The organism is Pseudomonas sp. R3-41 (genome assembly GCF_054161485.1).
Window position 1 is genome coordinate 6,823,729 of sequence record NZ_CP096421.1, and the last position, 22,572, is coordinate 6,846,300.

18 protein-coding genes are annotated in these 22,572 nt (G+C 62.1%); 13 read left to right on the top strand and 5 right to left on the bottom strand.

Annotated elements, in window-relative coordinates:
- Positions 1–241: 241 nt before the first annotated feature.
- A complete protein-coding gene (locus tag M1D99_RS29470; RefSeq protein WP_434573246.1) occupies positions 242–1,159 on the bottom strand; it encodes a LysR substrate-binding domain-containing protein in 918 nt (305 codons plus the stop codon).
- 178 nt (positions 1,160–1,337) lie between these two features.
- On the opposite strand from M1D99_RS29470, the gene aspA reads away from it, so the two are divergent.
- The 4 genes from aspA (at position 1,338) to M1D99_RS29490 (ending at position 7,048) form a co-directional block, all read left to right on the top strand.
- Positions 1,338–2,762 carry an aspartate ammonia-lyase gene (aspA, locus tag M1D99_RS29475; protein WP_186708252.1) on the top strand — a complete coding sequence of 475 codons (1,425 nt, stop codon included), beginning with the start codon at positions 1,338–1,340 and terminating at the stop codon, positions 2,760–2,762.
- 488 nt (positions 2,763–3,250) lie between these two features.
- The gene (locus tag M1D99_RS29480; RefSeq protein WP_186708254.1) at positions 3,251–4,702 is read left to right on the top strand and encodes an alanine/glycine:cation symporter family protein; all 1,452 of its coding nucleotides are present in this window, start codon (positions 3,251–3,253) and stop codon (positions 4,700–4,702) included.
- A gap of 131 nt (positions 4,703–4,833) precedes the next feature.
- A complete protein-coding gene (locus M1D99_RS29485) occupies positions 4,834–5,838 on the top strand; it encodes an asparaginase (RefSeq protein ID WP_186708256.1) in 1,005 nt (334 codons plus the stop codon).
- Between the two features lie 217 nt (positions 5,839–6,055).
- Positions 6,056–7,048 (top strand): AraC family transcriptional regulator, encoded by a 993-nt coding sequence (locus M1D99_RS29490; RefSeq protein ID WP_434573249.1) that lies wholly within the window; start codon positions 6,056–6,058, stop codon positions 7,046–7,048.
- A gap of 323 nt (positions 7,049–7,371) precedes the next feature.
- Here the strand turns inward: M1D99_RS29490 and M1D99_RS29495 are convergent, their stop codons facing one another.
- Together M1D99_RS29495 and M1D99_RS29500 are read right to left on the bottom strand one after the other, a co-directional pair.
- Complete coding sequence (locus M1D99_RS29495; RefSeq protein ID WP_434573251.1) at positions 7,372–8,022, bottom strand: HAD family hydrolase; 651 nt, start codon at positions 8,020–8,022, stop codon at positions 7,372–7,374.
- Positions 8,023–8,233: 211 nt separating this feature from the next.
- On the bottom strand, positions 8,234–8,779 hold the full coding sequence (locus tag M1D99_RS29500; protein ID WP_458131206.1) for a gamma carbonic anhydrase family protein: 546 nt from the start codon (positions 8,777–8,779) through the stop codon (positions 8,234–8,236).
- A 72-nt stretch (positions 8,780–8,851) separates the two neighbouring features.
- Between M1D99_RS29500 and prlC the strand changes: the two genes are divergently transcribed.
- The 3 genes from prlC (at position 8,852) to M1D99_RS29515 (ending at position 13,337) form a co-directional block, all read left to right on the top strand.
- Positions 8,852–10,930 carry an oligopeptidase A gene (gene prlC, locus M1D99_RS29505; RefSeq protein ID WP_458131207.1) on the top strand — a complete coding sequence of 693 codons (2,079 nt, stop codon included), beginning with the start codon at positions 8,852–8,854 and terminating at the stop codon, positions 10,928–10,930.
- The gene (locus M1D99_RS29510) at positions 10,927–11,205 is read left to right on the top strand and encodes a YheV family putative zinc ribbon protein (RefSeq protein ID WP_018600854.1); all 279 of its coding nucleotides are present in this window, start codon (positions 10,927–10,929) and stop codon (positions 11,203–11,205) included. Before prlC ends, M1D99_RS29510 begins: the two co-directional genes overlap by 4 nt.
- A 116-nt stretch (positions 11,206–11,321) precedes the next feature.
- On the top strand, positions 11,322–13,337 hold the full coding sequence (locus M1D99_RS29515; RefSeq protein ID WP_458131208.1) for a M3 family metallopeptidase: 2,016 nt from the start codon (positions 11,322–11,324) through the stop codon (positions 13,335–13,337).
- On the opposite strand, the gene M1D99_RS29520 is transcribed toward M1D99_RS29515, so the two are convergent.
- Positions 13,313–13,993, bottom strand: coding sequence for a phosphatase domain-containing protein (locus M1D99_RS29520; RefSeq protein WP_434573260.1), 681 nt, complete (start codon positions 13,991–13,993; stop codon positions 13,313–13,315). The genes M1D99_RS29515 and M1D99_RS29520 overlap by 25 nt on opposite strands.
- 182 nt (positions 13,994–14,175) lie before the next feature.
- On the opposite strand from M1D99_RS29520, the gene M1D99_RS29525 reads away from it, so the two are divergent.
- From M1D99_RS29525 to M1D99_RS29535, 3 genes are all read left to right on the top strand, one after another.
- Complete coding sequence (locus M1D99_RS29525) at positions 14,176–15,234, top strand: PA0069 family radical SAM protein (protein WP_458131209.1); 1,059 nt, start codon at positions 14,176–14,178, stop codon at positions 15,232–15,234.
- A 199-nt stretch (positions 15,235–15,433) separates the two neighbouring features.
- Entirely contained in the window at positions 15,434–16,165 is a 732-nt protein-coding gene (locus M1D99_RS29530; protein ID WP_250963885.1) for a carbonic anhydrase, read from the top strand.
- 91 nt (positions 16,166–16,256) lie between these two features.
- Positions 16,257–17,786 carry a SulP family inorganic anion transporter gene (locus M1D99_RS29535; RefSeq protein ID WP_434573264.1) on the top strand — a complete coding sequence of 510 codons (1,530 nt, stop codon included), beginning with the start codon at positions 16,257–16,259 and terminating at the stop codon, positions 17,784–17,786.
- A 260-nt stretch (positions 17,787–18,046) separates the two neighbouring features.
- On the opposite strand, the gene M1D99_RS29540 is transcribed toward M1D99_RS29535, so the two are convergent.
- Positions 18,047–18,697, bottom strand: a complete 651-nt coding sequence (locus M1D99_RS29540; protein WP_186708274.1) for a hypothetical protein — start codon at positions 18,695–18,697, stop codon at positions 18,047–18,049.
- 372 nt (positions 18,698–19,069) lie between these two features.
- On the opposite strand from M1D99_RS29540, the gene coxB reads away from it, so the two are divergent.
- The 3 genes from coxB (at position 19,070) to M1D99_RS29555 (ending at position 22,548) form a co-directional block, all read left to right on the top strand.
- The gene (coxB, locus tag M1D99_RS29545; RefSeq protein ID WP_186708276.1) at positions 19,070–20,197 is read left to right on the top strand and encodes a cytochrome c oxidase subunit II; all 1,128 of its coding nucleotides are present in this window, start codon (positions 19,070–19,072) and stop codon (positions 20,195–20,197) included.
- 82 nt (positions 20,198–20,279) lie between these two features.
- On the top strand, positions 20,280–21,866 hold the full coding sequence (ctaD, locus tag M1D99_RS29550) for a cytochrome c oxidase subunit I (RefSeq protein WP_186708278.1): 1,587 nt from the start codon (positions 20,280–20,282) through the stop codon (positions 21,864–21,866).
- A gap of 130 nt (positions 21,867–21,996) precedes the next feature.
- Complete coding sequence (locus M1D99_RS29555) at positions 21,997–22,548, top strand: cytochrome c oxidase assembly protein (protein ID WP_186708280.1); 552 nt, start codon at positions 21,997–21,999, stop codon at positions 22,546–22,548.
- Positions 22,549–22,572 lie beyond the last annotated feature (24 nt).

Genomic DNA, 22,572 nt, shown 5'->3' on the forward strand with positions numbered 1-22,572 from the left:
GGGCGAACCGACCGAAGGCCGGGCAGTATACCGAAAATGGTGCGTTAAACGCACTTTCGCCGACCATCTGTCATTTGCGCTGAAGCGGCGGTTTTATTGACTCGCAGGTCAGCGTCGAAACACCACAAATCCCCTGTGGGAGCGGGCTTGCTCGCGAATGCGGTGTGTCAGTCGCCACCTTCTGAGCTGACACACCGCATTCGCGAGCAAGCCCGCTCCCACAAAGGGGACTGCGTTGGTTTCAGGATCCGACAGCACCCTGCGCCACACCGCCTTCAAGCTTGCGCCATAGCAACCGCACATTGGCCTTGCGCACCAGGGCGCAGCGGTACAGGCGGATCTCCAGGGGCACGTGCCATTGCGCCCCGCCACAAATCACCAATTCGCCCCGGGCCAGTTCGTTGCGCACACTCAAATGCGGCACCCAGGCGATGCCCAGGCCTTCCAGGGCCATGCTTTTCAGGCTGTCGGCCATGGCCGTCTCGTAGATCGTGGTGAAACGCAGCGCCCGCTGGCGCAGCAACTGGTTGACCGAACGCCCGAGGAACGCCCCGGCGCTGTAGGCCAGCAACGGCACGCTGGCCTCGCCTTCAAGGTCGAACAGCGGGTTGCCGTTGGCATCGGCGGCGCACACCGGGAGCATTTCGGTCTGGCCCAAGTGCAGCGATGGGAAGATTTCCGGGTCCATCTGCATGGCCGAATCCGGGTCGTAGAAGGCCAGCATCAAATCGCAGCCGCCCTCGCGCAAGGCGTGGACCGCATCGCCGACGTTGGTCGCCACCAGGCGCGTGGCGATGTTCATCCCTTCGTTGCGCAGTTGCGCGATCCAGCGCGGGAAGAAGCCCAGCGCCAGGGAGTGGGCGGCGGCCACCTGGATGACTTCGCCCTGCCCGCCTTCCAAGTGATGCAAATGGCGCAGCACTTCGCCCAGTTGCTCCACCACCGTACGCGCCGTCACCAGGAACAACTGCCCCGCCGCCGTCAGCTCGACGGGCGTACGTGAACGGTTGACCAGGGTCAGCCCCAGCGCCGCCTCAAGGCTGCGGATTCGTCGGCTGAACGCCGGCTGCGTCACGAAACGCCGCTCGGCCGCCTGGGAAAAACTGCGAGTAGCGGCCAGGGCACTGAAGTCCTCAAGCCATTTGCTTTCAAGATTCATCACGCCTCCCTACACGCACCAAAACAGGTCACACGTTCGCCGCATCGTCGGCGTCACACCGGCATTATGCCGAATATGCATAGGCCAGTGTTTAACAGCATTGGCCCTATTTTTCCCCAGAGCCTAGGATCCACAGCGTTCCGGCACAGACCGGGTCCATATCGAGATGATTTCCGTCATGTCCTCCGCTGCATCATTCCGCACAGAAAAAGACCTGCTTGGCGTACTCGAAGTACCGGCGCAAGCGTATTACGGCATCCAGACCCTACGAGCGGTAAACAACTTCCGTCTCTCCGGCGTCCCGATCTCGCATTACCCGAAGCTGGTGGTCGGCCTGGCAATGGTCAAACAGGCCGCCGCTGACGCCAACCGCGAACTTGGCCAGCTCAGCGAAGCCAAGCACGCAGCCATCAGTGAAGCCTGTGCACGTTTGATCCGCGGCGATTTCCACGAAGAATTCGTGGTGGACATGATCCAGGGCGGCGCCGGCACGTCGACCAACATGAATGCCAACGAAGTCATCGCCAACATCGCGCTGGAGGCCATGGGCCACCAGAAAGGCGAGTACCAATACCTGCACCCCAACAACGACGTGAACATGGCGCAGTCCACCAACGACGCCTACCCGACCGCGATCCGCCTGGGTCTGCTGCTGGGTCACGACGCGTTGCTGGCCAGCCTCGACAGCCTGATCCAGGCGTTCGCGGCCAAGGGTGAAGAATTCAGCCACGTCCTGAAAATGGGCCGCACCCAGCTGCAGGACGCCGTGCCGATGACCCTCGGCCAGGAATTCCGCGCCTTCGCCACCACCCTGAGCGAAGACCTGGCACGCCTGAAAACCCTGGCGCCTGAACTGCTCACCGAAGTGAACCTGGGCGGCACCGCCATCGGCACCGGTATCAACGCCGATCCGCGCTACCAGGCCTTGGCCGTACAGCGCCTGGCAACCATCAGCGGCCAGCCGCTGGTCCCGGCCGCCGACCTGATCGAAGCCACCTCCGACATGGGCGCCTTCGTGCTGTTCTCCGGCATGCTCAAGCGCACCGCGGTCAAGCTGTCGAAGATCTGCAACGACCTGCGCCTGCTGTCCAGCGGCCCACGCACCGGCATCAACGAAATCAACCTGCCGGCCCGCCAGCCAGGCAGCTCGATCATGCCCGGCAAGGTCAACCCGGTGATCCCGGAAGCGGTCAACCAGGTGGCGTTCCAGATCATCGGCAACGACCTGGCCCTGACCATCGCGGCTGAAGGCGGCCAACTGCAACTGAACGTGATGGAACCGCTGATCGCCTTCAAGATCTTCGACTCGATCCGCCTGCTGCAACGGGCCATGGACATGCTGCGCGAGCACTGCATCGTCGGCATCACCGCCAACGAAGCGCGCTGCCGTGAGCTGGTCGAGCACTCGATCGGCCTGGTCACCGCCCTGAACCCGTACATCGGCTATGAAAACGCCACCCGTATCGCCCGCATCGCCCTGGAAAGTGGCCGCGGCGTACTGGAACTGGTGCGCGAAGAAGGCTTGCTCGACGACGCCATGCTCGACGACATCCTGCGCCCGGAAAACATGATTGCTCCGCGTCTGGTCCCGCTCAAAGCGTGATCGACACGGCCACCGCTCACCAGGTCGAGGGACTAGACACCTCTCACCTTTTGAGGGCTTGGGGATCTTCCCCAAGCCCTTTTTTTAATTGATAGCCGCCAAGGATGACTGAATCTGTGGGAAGGAACCTGCTCGCGATAAACAACGACGCGCTGCCCGTTGTAAACCGCGTCGCCAGCCAACGCGAGCAGGCTCGTCCCCACAAGAACCTGACCGGAAGGCCAGGTGTTTCAAAGGGTCCGCTTCGTCGGACGCACCACAACTGTGCAGACGGGCACCGCACTGATAGGTATAGTGCCGCCCCTCTTCGCATGAGCGGTCGTCCGCAACGAGACCTTTAAACATGCGAAAACCGAACTAATAACAAACCCGCGAAAATGGACCGGGACGAAACTCCGCCTCACCTGTCAGGCCGCGCGCCGACCGATGTAACGCGATGTTTCCAAATGGCCAGCATTTGCTTAAACAAAAAACAGCGAGGAATACTCATGCTCGAAGTCATCAACGACTTCCTATCAGGGAAAGTGCTGATCGTGCTCATTGTCGGGCTCGGTGGCTACTTCACGATCCGCTCGCGTTTCGTCCAGTTCCGTCACTTCTTCCACATGTTCACGGTGTTCCGTGACAGCCTGAAAAGCAGCACTGACCAGCTCAGTTCCTTCCAGGCCCTGATGCTCAGCCTGGCCGGCCGTGTCGGCGCGGGCAACATCGCCGGTGTCGGCATCGCCGTGACCCTCGGTGGTCCTGGTGCGGTGTTCTGGATGTGGGTGACCGCGCTGGTCGGCATGTCCAGCAGCTTCTTCGAATGCTCCCTCGGCCAGCTCTACAAGCGCTGCGACTCCGAAGGCCAGTACCGTGGCGGCCCGTCCTATTACATCCAGCACGGCCTGCAGAAACGCTGGCTGGGCATGATCATGGCATTCCTGTTGTTGGTGACCTTCGGCTTCGCCTTCAACGGCCTGCAAGCCCACGCGGTCACCCACTCTCTGAACAACGCCTTCGGCTTTGACACCACCTACACCGGCCTGGGCCTGGCGGTGCTGCTGGGCCTGGTGTTCATCGGTGGGATCAAGCGTATCGCCAAGGTTGCCGACCTGCTGGTTCCGGTCAAGACCCTGGCGTACATCGGCGTGACCCTCTACGTAATCGTGCTGCAGTTCGAACATGTACCGGACATGCTGGCGACCATCGTCAGAAGCGCCTTCGGTCTGGACCAGGCCTTCGGCGGCCTGATCGGCAGCGCCATCGTCATGGGCGTCAAGCGTGGCGTGTTCGCCAACGAAGCCGGCCTGGGCAGTGCGCCTAACGTTGCCGCCGTCGCGTCGGTCGAGCACCCGGTCGCCCAGGGCGTGGTCCAGGCGTTCAGCGTATTCCTGGACACCTTCGTGATCTGCACCTGCACCGCGCTGCTGATCCTGCTGTCGGGCTTCTACACCCCAGGTTTCGAAGGCGACGGCATTGCCCTGACCCAGAACTCCCTGGCGGCGGTCGTGGGTGACTGGGGCCGGATATTCATCTCTGTGGCCCTGTCGTTGTTCGTGTTCACCTCGATCCTCTACAACTACTACCTGGGCGAGAACAACCTGCGCTTCATGATCGGTGACAATCGCAAGGTCCTGATGGGCTACCGTGCGCTGGTCCTGGTCCTGATTTTCTGGGGTGCCATCGAAAACCTCGGCACCGTGTTCGCGTTCGCCGACATCACCATGACCCTGCTGGCGTTCGTGAACCTGATCGCGCTGTTCCTGCTGTTCAAGGTCGGCATGCGCATCCTGCGTGACTACGATGACCAGCGTGCGGCCGGCATCAAGGTCCCTGTGTTCGACTCCAGCAAGTTCCCGGACCTGGACCTGGACCGCAACGCATGGCCAGCCACCCCGTCGGCACCGGTTGCCAAACCTGACGCCGCGACTGCCGGCGTGGCCGCAGCGCAACGCTGAGCCGCAGGCTGATGTAAAAAACCGGGCGCATCCCCTGCGCCCGGCGTGACACAGCGTAAGGTCGGCGTCATGCTCGGCCTTATGTTGTGGCGGCTGACCCAAGCCGCCGTTTTCGTCCTCGGAGAACAACCATGAATTCCTTGACCTACCCTGCCGCCCAGCACGTCATGGTGCTCTACACCGGCGGCACCATCGGCATGCAAGCCAGCGCCCACGGCCTGGCCCCGGCATCCGGTTTCGAAGCGCGGATGCGCGACTACCTGCACAGCCAGCCCGAACTCGTCATACCGCAATGGCGCTTCCGGGAGATGTCGCCGCTGATCGACAGCGCCAACATGACCCCGGCCTATTGGCAGCAACTGCGCGAAGCGGTGGTCGACGCCGTGGATGTGCAGGGCTGCGACAGCGTGTTGATCCTGCATGGCACCGACACCCTGGCCTATAGCGCGGCGGCGATGAGCTTCCAACTGCTGGGCCTGCATGCGCGGGTCTGCTTCACCGGCTCGATGCTGCCCGCCGGCGTGACCGACAGCGACGCCTGGGAAAACCTCGGCGGTGCCCTGGTTGCCCTCGGCCAGGGCCTGGCGCCGGGCGTGCACCTGTACTTCCACGGTGAGCTGCTGGCGCCGACCCGTTGCGCGAAAGTACGCAGCTTCGGTCGCCACCCATTCAAGCGCCTGGAACGCCAGGGCGGCGGCACCCCGGCGCCGGCCCTGCCGGCGCAGTTGAATTACAACCAGCCCAAGCAATTGGCGAACATCGCGGCGCTGCCGCTGTTTCCCGGCATCAGCGCCCAGGTGCTCGATGGTCTATTGGGCAGCGGTATCCAGGGCCTGGTGCTGGAGTGCTACGGCAGCGGCACCGGGCCGAGCGACAATCCGGCCTTCCTCGCCAGCCTCGAGCGGGCGCGGGACAGCGGTGTGGTGGTGGTGGCGGTGACCCAATGTCATGAAGGTGGCGTTGAGCTGGACGTGTACGAAGCCGGCAGTCGCTTGCGCGGTGTCGGCGTGCTGTCCGGTGGCGGCATGACCCGCGAGGCCGCGTTCGGCAAATTGCAGGCGTTGATTGGCGCCGGGCTGCCGGTGGAAGAGGTTCGGCGGCTGGTAGAGCTGGACCTATGTGGCGAGCTGAGCTGATCCGAACCTGCATCAACTTGTGGTGAGGGGCTTTTGTGGCGAGGGAGCTTGCTCCCGCTCGGTCGCGCAGCGGCCGCAAGCTTTCGGGGGCCGCTTCGCCCGAAGCGTCGGACCAGCCCAGCGGGAGCAAGCTCCCTCGCCACAAAAGCGACGTCATGCCAAAGTACCCGGCATATAACTTGCTCCGTCTCCAGCCTACCCCAGGCTGGAAACGGACATGCTGCATTCCCACCTCACTACCCTCAACGCCGTCTCGCTGGTACTGAGCACCTTAAAAAACGAAGGGCTGTCCAGCGATGCCTTGTTGGCCGGCAGCGGCATCAGCGCCGCGGACCTGAGCCGGGCCGATACGCGCATCACCACCAACCAGGAGATGCAGGTCTGCGCCAACGCCGTGGCCCTAAAGCGCGACATCGGCCTGGAGCTGGGCCTGCGCATGCACGTTTCGTCCTACGGCATGCTCGGCTATGCCCTGCTCACCAGTGCCACCTTAGGTGACGCCTTGCGTCTGGCGCTGCGCTATCCGGCGCTATTGGGAACACTCTTCGCGCTGAACCTGGACGACGACGGCGAGCACATCTGGTTCAGCGCCAGCGACTATCGGGAGAACCCGGCCCTGGCGGTGTTCAATGCCGAGTTCTGCATGGTTTCGCTGAAGGTAATCTGCAATGACCTCCTCGGCCATGTCTTGCCCTTGCACGCTGCGCGCTTCGAACATCCGGCGCCCGATTACCAGGCGCGCTACACCGAACTTTTCGATTGCCCGGTGCGCTTCGACAGCGTCGATAACGCGTTTGCCTTCGACCGCCACTGGCTCGAACAACCCTTGCCCCTGGCCGACCCCATCACCCATCACGCCATGGCCGAACGCTGCCGCCGGCAGAACACCGAATTCACCGGACGCCAGGCCTGGCTAGGAAGGATCCGCCAGTTGCTCGACGCCCAACTGAACGCAGCCCCCGGCCTGGAAGGCTTGGCCGAGCAAATGAACTGCTCGGCGCGCACCTTGCGGCGGCACCTCAAGGACCTGGGCTGCAGCTATCAGGAACTGCTGGACGAACTGCGCTTCGAACGAGCCAAGCAGATGCTCTGCGAGGACCAATTGCCGATCCATCGGATCGCCGAACGACTGGGCTTCAGCGAAACCGCCAGCTTCCGCCATGCCTTCGTGCGCTGGAGCGGCGTGGCGCCGAGCCAGTTCAGGGCCTGAGGCGTCGCGTTCATCTATACCCCTGTGTGGACCGGGATAGGGTTAACCCCTGTGGCGAGGGAGCTTGCTCCCGCTGGGCTGCGCAGCAGCCCCAAAAAGGACAACTCATTTCCACAGACAAACCGCATCAGCGAGCTTACGACGGCTGCGCCGCCGAGCGGGAGCAAGCTCCCTCGCCACGATAGTGTTGTCTTGAGGCCGGGGATGTCTGTGCCGCCGCTATCGCGAGCAAGCTCGCTCCCACAGGGGTTTGGCGGTGGGCACCCGTATTGTGGACGTCTCGGAAAAATGTGGGAGCGAGCTTGCTCGCGATGGCCATCTAGTCAACGCCGCAGAAACGCCTGATGCAACGCATCCACCGTCTGGAAGTGATACGCCGGGCCCTCGGTGTTGAGTTCTTCGTGGCTGCCAAACCCATACCCCACCGCCGCGGCATCCAGGCCATTGCTGCGGGCGCCGATCAGGTCGTGCTTGCGATCGCCGATCATCAGGGTGCTGGCCGGGTCGAGGCCTTCTTCGGCCAGCAGGTGGGCGATCAGCTCGACTTTGTCGGTGCGGGTGCCATCCAGTTCGCTGCCGTAGATCACCTTGAAGTGCCGGGCGAAGTCAAAGTGACGGGCGATTTCCCGGGCGAAGACCCAAGGCTTCGAGGTGGCGATGTACAACTGGCGTCCTTGGCCGCCCAAGGTTTCCAGCAGCGGCATCACACCGTCAAAGACACGGTTCTCATAAAGGCCGGTGACCTTGAAGCGCTCACGATAGAAATTCACCGCCTCCCAGGCCTTCGCTTCGTCGAAGTCATAGAACTGCATGAACGCCTGCAACAACGGCGGGCCGATGAAGTGTTCGAGGCGGGTCAGGTCGGGTTCGTCGATGCCCAGCTTGGCCAAGGCGAACTGGATCGAACGGGTGATGCCCTCACGGGGGTCGGTGAGGGTGCCGTCGAGGTCGAAGAGTACGGTCTGGTAGTGCATGGCTGTTCCTGCGTGGTCATGCAGTTCACTCAACAGGCTTGAATGAAACTGTGGCGAGGGGATTTATCCCCGCTGGGCTGCGCAGCAGCCCCCAAAAAATTGAATGTAACAAACCTGACACGCTGTGCTGGCAGGGTTTGGGGCTGCTGCGCAGCCCAGCGGGGATAAATCCCCTCGCCACAATGGTTCATTCGACATCTTGGGGGGCGATTCAAGGCTGGTCGTAGCCTTCGGCCAGATGCAGGTCCTTGAGCTTCACGTAGTTCGCCGCGCTGTAGGTGAAGAACGCGCGCTCCTTGTCCGTCAGCGGCCGCACCTGCTTCACCGGGCTGCCCACGTACAAAAAGCCGCTTTCCAGGCGCTTGCCCGGCGGTACGAGGCTGCCGGCGCCGATGATCACATCGTCTTCGACCACCGCGCCGTCCATGACGATGCTGCCCATGCCGATCAGGATCCGGCTGCCCACCGCGCAGCCATGGAGCATGACCTTGTGGGCGATGGTCACGTCGTCGCCGATCAGCAACGGGAAGCCATCCGGATTGAAGGGGCCGGCGTGGGTGATGTGCAGCACGCAACCATCCTGGACGCTGGTGCGCGCACCGATACGGATGCGGTGCATGTCGCCACGAATGACCGTCAGCGGCCAGACGGAGCTGTCTTCGCCGATCTCGACGTCGCCGATCACCACCGCGGTGCTGTCGACAAACGCCCCACGGGCAAGCTTCGGGCTGTGGTTCTGGTACGTGCGAAGGGTCACGATAGGCTCTCTCTTATCCGGTGATAGGCGCTGCTAGCTGCGGTGAGCGTCGATTGTAATTAAGATGGGCCGATGTTTCTTCCAGCCAAGGTGTCGACCGTGAGCGTGAACAACCCTCTTTTGCAGCCCTATGACCTACCGCCATTCTCGGCGATCCGTGCCGAGCACGTGCAACCGGCCATCGAGCAGATCCTGGCGGACAACCGTGCGGCCATCGCCGAAATCCTCAAGACCCAAGTCCAACAGCCTACCTGGGCCGGCCTGGTGTTGGCGATGGACGAGCTCAACGATCGTCTCGGCGCGGCCTGGAGCCCGGTCAGCCATTTGAACGCCGTGCGCAACAGCCCGGAACTGCGCGAGGCCTACGAGGGCTGCCTGCCGGCGCTGAGTGCCTATTCCACCGAGCTGGGCCAGAACCGTGAGCTGTTCCAGGCCTTCGAAGCCCTGGCGAACAGCCCGGAAGCAGCCAACTTCGACGTCGCGCAGAAAACCATCCTGGAACATTCCCTGCGGGATTTCCGCCTGTCGGGCATCGACCTGCCGCCCGAGCGACAGAAGCGCTACGCCGAAGTGCAGAGCAAACTGTCCGAGCTGGGCAGCCGCTTCTCCAATCAACTGCTGGACGCGACCCAGGCCTGGACCAAGCACGTCACTGACGAAGCCGCCCTCGCCGGCCTGACCGACTCGGCCAAGGCGCAAATGGCCGCCGCTGCCCAGGCCAAGGAACTGGACGGCTGGCTGATCAACCTGGAATTCCCTAGTTACTACGCGGTGATGACCTACGCCGAAGACCGCGCCCTGCGCGAAGAAGTCTACGCCGCCTACTGCACCCGCGCCTCGGACCAAGGCCCGAATGCCGGCCAGAACGACAACGGCCCGGTGATGGAACAGATCCTCGACCTGCGCCAGGAACTGGCCCATTTGCTCGGTTTCACCAACTTCGCCGAGTTGAGCTTGGCAACCAAGATGGCCGAATCCAGCGATCAGGTCCTCAGTTTCCTGCGTGACCTGGCCAAGCGCAGCAAGCCGTTCGCCGCCCTCGACCTGGAACAGCTCAAAGCCTATGCCGCCGAGCAGGGCTGCCCCGACCTGCAAAGCTGGGACAGCGGTTTCTACGGCGAAAAACTGCGCCAGCAGCGCTACAGCGTGGCCCAGGAAGCCCTGCGCGCCTACTTCCCGATCGACAAGGTACTGAGCGGCCTGTTCGCCATTGTGCAGCGCCTCTATGGCATCGAGATCGCCGAACTGAAAGGCTTCGACAGCTGGCACCCGGACGTGCGCCTGTTCGAAATCAAGGAGAACGGCCAGCACGTCGGCCGCTTCTTCTTCGACCTCTACGCCCGCGCCAACAAGCGTGGCGGTGCCTGGATGGACGGTGCCCGTGACCGTCGTCGCACCTTCGACGGCGTCCTGCAAAGCCCGGTCGCCAACCTGGTGTGCAACTTCACCCCGGCCGACAGCGGCAAGCCCGCGCTGCTGACCCACGATGAAGTCACCACGCTGTTCCACGAGTTCGGCCATGGCCTGCACCACCTGCTGACCCGCGTCGAACACGCCGGTGTGTCCGGCATCAACGGCGTGGCCTGGGATGCCGTGGAGCTGCCGAGCCAGTTCATGGAAAACTGGTGCTGGGAGCCCGAAGGCCTGGCGCTGATTTCCGGTCACTACGAAACCGGTGAACCGCTGCCCCAGGACCTGTTGGAAAAAATGCTCGCGGCGAAAAACTTCCAGTCCGGCCTGATGATGGTCCGTCAGTTGGAGTTCTCGCTGTTCGACTTCGAACTGCACGCCACCCACGGCGATGGCCGCAGCGTTCTGCAAGTGCTCGAAGGCGTGCGTGACGAGGTCTCCGTCATGCGTCCACCGGCCTACAACCGCTTCCCCAACAGCTTTGCGCACATTTTCGCCGGCGGCTACGCGGCGGGTTACTACAGCTACAAATGGGCGGAAGTGCTCTCGGCCGATGCCTTCTCCAAATTCGAAGAAGACGGCGTGCTCAACGCCGACACCGGGCGCGCCTTCCGCGAGGCAATCCTGGCCCGTGGCGGTTCCCAGGAACCAATGGTGCTGTTCGTCGACTTCCGTGGCCGTGAGCCGTCGATTGACGCACTCTTGCGCCATAGCGGCCTGACCGAGGACGCGGCAGCATGAGTGAGGGGCCTGTGATTACCAAGCGACGCTTTATCGCCGGGGCGGTCTGCCCGGCCTGCAGCGAGCCGGACAAGTTGATGATGTGGAACGAAGACGGCGTGCCGCACCGCGAATGCGTGGCCTGCGGTTATTCCGACACGCTCAACGAGCAAGGCCTGTCGGTGCCCAAGGAATTGGGTACCCGGGTCAACACCTCGGCGCTCAAGGCGCCGGACGCAAAAGTCCAGGCGGTGCAGTTTTTCCCCAACCCGAAGTTGAAGAAAAAAACCGACTGACATCTTCGGCATCACCTTCCGGGCCGCCCGGCCCGGAAGCGATAACTATGTACCGCAGCGCCAATCGCCTTCCTTCCCAGACTGCCGTGACACGTCCAGACTGACAGGAAGTCTCCATGCGCCACGCTGATAACCCACTGCTGCAGGCCTATGACCTGCCGCCGTTTTCCGACATTAAAGCCGAACACTTTTCCCCGGCCCTCGACCAGATCATCATCGAAAGCCGCGCCAAAGTAGCCGAGATCATCCGGACTCAAGCACCTTTTCCCACCTGGGACGACCTGGTGTTGGCCATGGATGAAATCCATGCGCGACTCAGGGGGTTCGGTTATGTGCTGGAGCGCCTGGCATCCACCAGGACCGCAGACGCCTGGAAGCAGGCTTCGCTCGACTGCACCCCACGCTTGCAGCAGTTCAAGCGGTCGCTAAAACAGAACCCCGAGCTCTTCCAACTCTATCAACGCTTGGCGGACAGCGAGATCGCCAAGCATTTCTCCACAGTGAGAAAGCGGACCCTGGAAAAGATCCTCAGGCAATTTCGCCGCAACGGGCTGGGGTCCGATTCGCAACCGGCCTTGGAGGATTTGCAACTGCGCATCCAAGGCGCCCGGAGCCTGTTCCAGGAACATTTGCATGAGGCCAACAAAGCCTGGAGCCGAACATTTGATGATCAAGCCCGATTGGGTGGCCTGCCGCTTGCCTTCAGGCAGCGCATGGCCGAGCAGGCCCGTGAACAGGGGCGCACGGGATGGTTGTTGACCCTCGATGAAGAATCGTTTCGTATCGTCATGCGTTACGCGGACGATGCCGTGCTGCGCAAGCAGGTGTATGTCGCCTACAGCACGCGCGCGTCCGATCAAGGGCCACATGCCGGCGTGTACGACAACGGCGATGTGCTGTGGCAGTTGCTCAGGGATCGTCATGAGTTGGCCACCCTGCTGGGCTATTCGAGTTACGCTCAGTTGGCGCTCGAACCGGAACAAGCCCAGTCGCCGGAAGAGGTCCAGACTTTCCTGCAAGGCCTGCTGGAACAGCAGCAAAGCGTGTTTATCCGCGACAGCGCGCAGTTGGAGGCATTTGCCCAAGCCCAGGGTTTCAGCGGGTTGCAGCCATGGAACTATCAATACCTGGCACAAAAGCTTCGCCAGCAAATGACCGGCGTCTCGGAACAGACCGTCAGCGCCTGGTTCGAGTTGGAATCGACCTTTTCACGGATGCTGCTGGTCGCCCGGGACCTGTTCGGCGTGGACATCATCGAACGTCGGGACGTGGCGACCTGGCACCTGCAGGTGCGTCTTCTTGAAGTTTTCGAACGGGGCGAGCTTCTGGGCTATCTCTATTTCGATCCGTTCGAGGACCCGAATCAGGAAAGCTTTCCCAATACCTCCACCCTGCGAAACCGCCGCATCACCGCCGAAGGCCGACCTCGCTATCCGATCGCCACGCTGCACGGCTGGCTGCCGCGGGGTTCACGTGCCAGCCCGGTGCTGCTTGATCATCTGCAACTGCGAATGCTTTTTCACGAATTGGGCCACTGTTTGCACCATGTGCTGAGCCGGGTCGAATATCGCGCTGTTTCGGGTATTTCCGAGCTGTCCCGGGATTCGGCGGAATTCGCTGGCGTACTGCTCGAACAATGGTGCTTCACCAAGCAATGCCTGGTGCGCCTGTCCAGGCATCACCAAACCGGGGCGCCCCTGCCCGATGCCATTGCCGATCAGCTGCTGGCTTATCTCGACACCCAGACCAGTTGGGATACAGCCGCGTTCTTGCGCGATGCGTTGTTCGACATGGAGCTGCACCGCAGCCATGGCGACGGACGAACGGCCCAGCAGGTCTTCGATCAAATCAACGCACAGGTCGGACATCTGCCCGTGTTCGCGAACGAACGTTGGCCCAATGGCCTGGACTACATCGTCACGGGCTACGCCGCCGGCATCTACGCCTATGCCTGGTCGAAACAACTGGCCGACACGGTGTTCAAGCGATTCAAGCGCAACGGGCTGTTCGATAGGCAAACGTGCAAGGCATTACGCGAGACGATATTCGAACGGGGCGATTCACGGCCGCTGTCCGAATCCATCACCGCGTTCTTGCAGGCGACCGATCAGCGTGAAGGCACCAGCGCCTGAGGGTCGAGGTGACGTGTCGTCGTGGTCGAGTTGACCCAGCTTTCCAGGGAGCAAAGGGCAAAGACGCTGGTGCTGCAATCGCCGTTCGCCAACGCCACGCGGAGTTTGTCGACATCGGCCTGCATCATGTAGCGCACGCCGTCCTTGAAATGATGGCTGTCGCCGAAGCCACCTTCGGTCATTTCATTCAACGCGTCCTCTTTGCTCCAGCCCTGCACCACCACCCGGTACATGGCGGCCACCAGCCCGGTGCGGTCCGAGCCGTGCTTGCAGTGCATCAGCACCGGCCCCTTGGCTTCGGCCGCCTGGACGGCGCGCAAGGCCCTGAGGATGTCACTGTCATCGACGTGATTGGTGCGGTAGGGCAACTGCACCTGCTCGATGCCGGGGGTGGACAGCCAGCGCTTGTCCGACTGCGGCAGGAAGGTGATGACCGTGCCGATCCGCAGCTTCGTCAGCAAAGGCACGGCGCCGCCGTCTGGCAGGGAGCTGCGATAGAGGGTCGGTGACATCTGGTAGAGGTTGTAGTCCTTTTCCACCGGCTGCGCCCATTCAGCGGGCCTCGCCTCAGGGAAATCGGCCGCTTGGACGGGCGCTTCGGCCAGCCCGGCAAGCAAGGCCAGGCACAACAACGAACGGGAACAGAGCTTGAGCATGCACGCACGACCGAGAGCGAAGGAATACAGGAGGCCCAGTGTCGGCTCGCTGCGGTTAAAAGCCCGTGAGGTGAACGTCAAAGCCTTGTGAACGCCGATCCGGTAGTTGGACTGCCGAATGGCACTGGCCCTAATCGAACGCAGCGAATACTGTATGCACATACAGCCCTCAGAGTATTCCCATGCCTGTCTCCCTTCCACCTCGCGGCCGCGGCACCGCGACCAACCCGCACAACCGCTTCGCCCCGAATCGCTCGGTGGTCGAGGATGACGGCTGGTACCAGGAAGTCCCGCCGACCCAGGGCACCGAAGTGCGCATCGAAACGGCGAAAACCATCATTACCCGCAACACCTCGTCCGATATCCCATTCGACCGCTCGATCAACCCGTACCGAGGCTGTGAACACGGCTGCATCTACTGCTATGCGCGGCCCAGCCACGCCTATTGGGACCTGTCGCCGGGGCTGGATTTCGAAACGAAGCTGATCGCCAAGACCAATGCCGCCGACGTGCTGGAGGAGCAATTGTCCCGGCGCGGCTATCAATGCGCGCCGATCGCACTGGGCTCCAACACCGACCCCTATCAGCCGATCGAACGGGAACAACGGATAACCCGGCGGATCCTCGAGGTGCTGCTGCGTTATCGGCATCCGGTGACCATCGTCACCAAGGGCTCGCTGATCCTGCGCGACCTGGACCTGCTGACCGAACTGGCACAGCAACGCCTGGTGCACGTGATGATCAGCCTCACCACCCTGGACGATGAGCTCAAGCGCATTCTCGAACCCCGGGCGGCGGCGCCCAAGGCGCGGCTGCGGGCGATCAAGGTCATGCGTGAGGCAGGCATCAACGTGGGCGTGCTCTGCGCACCGATGATCCCGATGATCAACGACAGCGAGATCGAGAGCCTGCTGGCCGAAGCCCACGCCGCCGGCGCGCAGAATGCCGCCTACGTGATGCTGCGCCTGCCGCTGGAAGTCGCGCCACTGTTCGAGGAGTGGCTCCAGGCACACTACCCGCAACGCGCCGCCCATGTACTGAGCCTGGTGCGCCAGAGCCGCGGTGGCGAGCTGTATGACAGCCGCTTCGGTGCGCGAATGCGCGGCGAAGGCCCGTTCGCCGACCTGCTGGCCCAGCGCTTCGCCAAGGCACTCAAGCGCCTGGGACTGGAGCGACGCGACGGATACACTCTCGATTGCGATGCCTTCTGTCCGCCGGGCCGACAGATGTCGTTGATTTGATTAAAGTTGACCCTGGAAAGACCACTGGACATGAGCTGCGCCAGTGTTTCGCCACCCCTGGAATCATTGTCCTAGAGCCTTCGATTTCAGTTTGAGTTAAGTTTCGGCCGCTACCTTGTTCAGCGAGTGACTGACGGGTCGCAGATGTCGACCTGGATGTTTTAGCCACTGGCGTCATACCGTCAAAAGAGGATGAATCATGAGTGACAAGGATAATCAGCCGTTGGCTGCGTCGGCTTCAGCCCAACCCGTGGCGGAAACCGCCGATGCAGCGCTGCAGCATATTGTTGACGGCTTTTTGCATTTCCATCACGAGATCTTTCCGCAACAGGAAGAGCTCTTCAAGAAACTCGCCACCGCCCAGGCGCCCCGTGCGATGTTCATCACCTGTGCCGATTCGCGCATCGTGCCCGAGCTGATCACCCATAGCTCCCCCGGCGACCTGTTCGTGACCCGTAACGTCGGCAACGTCGTTCCGCCTTACGGGCAGATGAATGGCGGCGTCTCCACCGCCATCGAATACGCCGTGCTGGCCCTCGGTGTGCAACACATCATTGTTTGCGGTCATTCCGATTGCGGCGCCATGCGTGCCGTGCTGAACCCGGACACCCTGGAAAAAATGCCCACGGTAAAAGCCTGGCTGCGCCACGCCGAAGTGGCCAAGACCATGGTCCACGACAACTGTCCGTGCGGCGACGAAAAACAGACCATGCCCATCCTCACCGAAGAAAACGTGATCGCGCAGTTGCAGCATCTGCGAACGCATCCCTCGGTCGCATCGCGCATGGCCAGCGGTCAGTTGTTCATCCATGGCTGGGTGTACAACATCGAGACCAGCGAGATCAAAGCCTTTGACGCGGACCAGGGACGTTTCCTGCCGCTCGATGGCAGCCATCCGATACCGGTGGCGACGCCCAAAGCGCGCTTCTAACCACTCCTAATCATCCTTGTGTGGTTCTAGCCTTACCGCTATCCAGGCGGTAGGGCCTCGCCATGCCTGAAGAAACTTCGGGAGAGTCGCCATGCGTGCTGCTCAACTAAAAGCTGTTCTGCCACGGGAGCTATTGGCTTCGGTGGTTGTGTTCCTGGTGGCGCTGCCCTTGTGCATGGGCATTGCCATCGCCTCCGGCCTGCCGCCGGCCAAGGGCCTGATTACCGGGATCATCGGTGGTCTGGTAGTGGGTTTCCTGGCTGGCTCGAAGCTGCAAGTCAGCGGTCCGGCCGCCGGGTTGGCGGTGTTGGTCTTCGAACTGGTGCGCCAGCATGGCGTGGCCATGCTCGGGCCGATCCTGCTGCTGGCCGGTCTACTGCAATTGCTGGCCGGGCGCTTTCGCCTGGGTTGCTGGTTCCGGGTCACCGCGCCAGCCGTGGTGTACGGGATGCTCGCGGGTATCGGCGTGCTGATCGTGTTGTCCCAGGTCCATGTGATGCTGGACGCGGCGCCCAAGCCCTCCGGGCTGGATAACCTCGCGGCGTTCCCGGCGGCTGTGGCCCAGGCCTTGCCGTCCTTCGGCTGGCAGGCCGGCCTGCTCGGTCTGTCGACGATCGCGGTGATGTGGCTGTGGGAGAAGTTTCGCCCCCACAGCCTGCGCTTCGTTCCCGGCGCCTTGCTGGGCGTCGGCCTGGCGACCGTCGCCAGCCTGCTGCTGGCCTTGCAGGTCAAGCGCGTGGAGGTTCCGGAGAACCTGGCCGAAGCCATTGATTGGCTGCGCCCGGCGGACCTGCTGAACCTGGCCGACCCAACGCTGCTGATCGCCGCGTTCGCGGTGGCCTTCATCGCCAGTGCCGAAACCCTGCTGTCGGCGGCCGCCGTGGATCGCATGCACAGCGGTGAACGTGCGGACTTCGACCGGGAACTGTCGGCGCAAGGGATCGGCAACATGCTCTGCGGCCTGCTCGGCGCCCTGCCGATGACCGGGGTGATCGTGCGCAGTTCGGCCAACGTCCAGGCCGGGGCCACCACGCGGATGTCGACGATTTTCCACGGCCTGTGGTTGCTGCTGTTCGTGCTGTTGCTGTCCAGCGTGCTGCAAAGCATTCCGGTGGCGAGCCTGGCCGGCGTGCTGGTCTACACCGGTTTCAAACTGGTGGACCTCAAGGCGTTTCGAAGCCTGGGCCGTTATGGCCGGATGCCGATGTTCACCTACGCCGCCACGGCGCTGGCGATCATCTTCACCGACCTGTTGACCGGTGTGCTGATCGGCTTCGGCCTGACCTTGGTGAAACTGGCCTGGAAAGCCTCGCGCCTGAAAATCAGCCTGATCGACCTGCCTCAGGAAGGCGAGATGGAACTGCGCCTGGTGGGTGCGGCCACCTTCCTCAAGGTGCCGGCGCTGACCCAGGTGCTGGGCACCATCCCAACGGGCGCGACCGTGCACGTGCCGCTCAATAACCTGAGCTACATCGATCACTCGTGCCTGGAGTTGCTGGAAGAATGGGGCCGGGCGAATGCCAGCAAGGGGTCGAAGCTGCTGATTGAATCCCGCGGGCTCAAGCGTCGATTGGAAGGGCGGTTGCGCACGACCGTAGGGGTTGGTGCAGCGGCTGGGTAATCCACAGCCCCTGTGGGAGCGAGCCTGCTCGCGATGGCGGAGGATCAGTCGACATAGATGTTGAATGTCCAACCGCTTTCGCGAGCAGGCTCGCTCCCACAAGGGGCTGGTGCTGGACACCTATTTTATGAACACCACAGATCCAATGTGGGAGCGGGCTTGCTCGCGAAGGCGGTGAATCAGTTAGCTAATAGGCTGCCTGACACTCCGCCTTCGCGAGCAAGCCCGCTCCCACAAAAGCTTCATGTTGTCCTGATGGATCAAGCCGCCGGCTGATCCAGCTCCAGGCCCACGCCCAAGCGACGGGACATGCACGGCCAGCGCTTCCAGGCGGCGCCGGTCTCAGGGCTGCTGAGCTTCTCGCGATAGGCTTCTACTGATTCCAAGGCAAACGTCTCGTCGTTGAGCATCTCGTCGAACGTGTGATGCACCACTTCATCGAGCTGGTTGGCAAATGCCTCACCGATCAACTGGTGGGCGATCAGGTTGGCGACCGTCATGTCCAAGGGGATCAATGGCTGGCCGAAATGCTTGATATAAAGGTCATTCACCTCTTCGACAAACCGGTGCGCCAGATAGGCTTCGTCCAGCAGGCTGTCGAGCCCGACATGCCCGGCCATGATGGTCGGCGGCTGGAGGAAGTACTGTTCGGCGATCTTCAGTACCGGTTTGATCTGCGACTCGATACCCGCTTCCCTCGCCACGTCGTTGGCTGCGTCCAGCAGGTCGGGCACTTCATCGATGTACGCCGCGACAAACCGCGCGAGGGCGTTATTGGGGTTCGTGTCCGGCAATTGAATGGTGCGGTGCAGATGCGGTAACTGGGCCTCCAGTTGACGGGTCAATTGGCCGGTCTCGGCTTCGTGTTGTTGGGCTTTTTGGATCTGCTCGCGCAATGCGGCGGTGTTCATGACAACTCCAGGAAACAAAGGCAATGAAATAGGGAAGACATAACTTAGCTGGCGCAAAAACACTCCTAAGACCTATTTTTCATAACTGCCCCTTCCTTGCTGCGTCACAGTTATATCGGTTTGCCATCACTCAGTTCGCATCCTTCTCCATTCGTGGGCTCTAGCGCAAGCCCCGGCTGTTTCAAACGATTTACGCCATCGCGTTGCGAGGTTGCAGGTGCTGTCTATACTCGGTTTGGAATGGAGTTAGCTGATGACACCCGATTGCATGTGCAGCAAGGCGCGGCGAGTCAATTAAGCAGTCTGAATAGCCGATCCCTTGCCGCAGGCTTTACGCCTACGGGATAACAAGAACGATAAGGGGAACCCGCAATGACGCGACATCCACACGTATGGATGGGCCTCCTGTTGTGGTCGATTTTCAGTCAGGCACAAGCTGCCTGGACTGTGAATATGGCGCCTGGAGCGACACAGATCAGCAACGCAGTGTTCGACCTGCACATGACCATCTTCTGGATCTGTGTGGTCATCGGCATCATCGTCTTCGGCGCCATGTTCTGGTCGATGATGATGCACCGCCGCTCAACCGGCCAGAATGCCGCGCACTTTCACGAAAACACCCGCGTCGAAATCCTCTGGACCATCGTGCCCTTCCTGATCCTGGTGCTGATGGCGATTCCTGCCACCGCGACCCTGATCAAGATGTACGACTCCAGTGAGTCGGAGATCGATATCCAGGTCACCGGCTACCAGTGGAAGTGGCACTACAAGTACCTGGGCCAGGACGTCGAGTTCTTCAGCAACCTGGCGACCCCCGCCGAACAGATCCACAACCAGAGCGCCAAGGGCGAGCACTACCTGTTGGAGGTCGACAAGCCGCTGGTGCTGCCGGTCGATGCCAAGGTGCGCTTTTTGGTGACCTCCGCCGACGTGATCCACTCCTGGTGGGTGCCGGCCTTCGCGGTCAAGCGCGACGCCATCCCGGGGTTCGTCAACGAAGCCTGGACCCGCGTCGACAAGCCAGGCCTCTATCGCGGCCAATGCGCCGAGCTGTGCGGCAAGGACCATGGCTTCATGCCGATCGTGGTGGAGGTCAAGAGCAAGCCCGACTATGAGAAATGGCTGGGCGAACGCAAGGCCGAAGCCGCGCAGCTCAAGGAGCTGACCAGCAAGGAATGGACCCGCGAAGAACTCGTCGAGCGTGGCGACAAGGTCTATCACACCACCTGCGTGGCCTGTCACCAGGCCGAAGGCCAGGGCTTGCCGCCGATGTTCCCGGCGCTCAAGGGCTCGAAAATCGCCACCGGGCCGATCAAGGATCACCTGAACATTGTCTTCCACGGCAAGCCCGGCACCTCCATGGCCGCCTTCGGCAAACAACTGTCGGAAGTCGATATCGCCGCGGTCGTGACCTATGAACGCAACGCCTGGGGCAACAACAAGGGCGACATGGTGACGCCTAAAGAAGTGCTGGAACTCAAACAGGCAGAAAGCCAATGAGCCGGCCCGACGCTCGTTCCCAAAACCGGTCGGGGCGCGTTGCCCCGCGCCGTCCAGCCCATTGGTTCGAAGGAGAAAGGACATGAGTGCTGTGATCGATGACCACGGTCATGCCGACCACGCCCACGGCCCCGCCAAGGGCCTGATGCGCTGGGTGCTGACCACCAACCACAAGGACATCGGCACGCTGTACCTGTGGTTCGCCTTCTCGATGTTCCTGCTGGGCGGCTCGTTCGCCATGGTGATCCGCGCCGAGCTGTTCCAGCCCGGTTTGCAGATCGTGCAGCCGGAATTCTTCAACCAGATGACCACCATGCATGGCCTGGTGATGGTCTTCGGCGCGGTGATGCCGGCGTTCGTCGGCCTTGCCAACTGGATGGTCCCACTGATGATCGGCGCGCCGGACATGGCCCTGCCGCGCATGAACAACTTCAGCTTCTGGCTGTTGCCGGCGGCGTTCCTGATGTTGGTCTCGACGCTGTTCACCCCCGGCGGCGGGCCGAACTTCGGCTGGACCTTCTATGCGCCGCTGTCCACCACCTACGCGCCGGAAAGCGTGACGTTCTTCATCTTTGCCATTCACCTGATGGGCATCAGCTCGATCATGGGCGCGATCAACGTGGTCGCCACCATCCTCAACCTGCGCGCCCCCGGCATGACCCTGATGAAAATGCCGCTGTTCGTCTGGACCTGGCTGATCACCGCGTTCCTGCTGATCGCGGTGATGCCGGTGCTGGCCGGCTGCGTGACGATGATGCTGATGGACATCCACTTCGGCACCAGCTTCTTCAGTGCCGCCGGTGGCGGTGACCCGGTGCTGTTCCAGCACGTGTTCTGGTTCTTCGGCCACCCCGAGGTGTACATCATGATCCTGCCGGCCTTCGGTGCCGTCAGCTCGATCATCCCGGCGTTCTCGCGCAAGCCGTTGTTCGGCTACACCTCGATGGTCTACGCCACGGCCGCCATTGCGTTCCTGTCGTTCATCGTCTGGGCGCACCACATGTTCGTGGTCGGCATCCCGCTGGTGGGCGAGCTGTTCTTCATGTACGCGACCCTGCTGATCGCCGTGCCCACCGGGGTGAAGGTGTTCAACTGGGCCAGCACCATGTGGCAAGGCTCGCTGACCTTCGAGACGCCGATGCTGTTCGCCGTGGCGTTCGTGATCCTGTTTTCCATCGGCGGTTTCTCCGGGCTCATGCTCGCCATCGCCCCGGCGGACTTCCAGTACCAGGACACCTACTTCGTGGTCGCGCACTTCCACTACGTGCTGGTGCCCGGGGCGATCTTCGGGATCTTTGCCTCGGCCTACTACTGGCTGCCGAAATGGACCGGCCACATGTACGACGAAACCCTCGGCAAGCTGCACTTCTGGCTGTCGTTCATCGGCATGAACCTGGCGTTCTTCCCGATGCATTTCGTGGGCCTGGCGGGCATGCCCCGGCGGATTCCCGACTACAACCTGCAGTTCGCCGACTTCAACATGGTCTCGTCCATCGGCGCGTTCATGTTCGGCACCACGCAGATCTTCTTCCTGTTCATCGTGATCAAGACCATCCGCGGCGGCCCGCCGGCACCGGCCAAGCCATGGGATGGGGCCGAAGGGCTGGAGTGGAGCGTGCCGTCGCCGGCGCCGTATCACACGTTTACTACGCCGCCGGAAGTGAAATAGATGACACATGGGGCCCATGTGGGAGCGGGCTTGCTCGCGAAGCAGGCGCCGCGGTCTAGCAGTAATACCGCGTTATCGTTCTTCGCGAGCAAGCCCGCTCCCACAGAGTTATCTGTAGGGGTTCAGAATCATGGCTGACTCGATCTCGCTGAAAAAACTGGTCACCCGCCTGCTGCTGGTGGTGGTGGCCATGTTCATCTTCGGGTTTGCCCTGGTGCCGATCTACGACGTGATGTGCAAGGCGTTCGGCATCAACGGCAAGACCGGCGGGCAGTACGAAGGCGAGCAGGTGGTCGATGAGTCACGCCAGGTGCGTGTGCAGTTCCTATCGACCAACGCGGTGGACATGGTCTGGGACTTCTACCCCAAGGGCGATGAGCTGGTGGTCAAGGCCGGGGCGGTCAACGAGATGGTGTTCGTCGCCCACAACCCCACCGACCGGCCGATGAGCGCCCAGGCGGTGCCGAGCATCTCGCCGAGCAACGCGGCGGCGTATTTCCACAAGACCGAATGTTTTTGTTTTACCCAGCAAGTGCTGCAACCCGGCGAACGCATCGAAATGCCCATGCGCTTCATCGTCGACCGGGACATGCCCAAGGAAGTGAAGCATCTGACGCTGTCCTACACGCTGTTCGACATCACCGCTCGTCATCCACCGGTGGCTCTAAACACTGACCGATAGCGTGCCCGATAAGGAGAACAATAA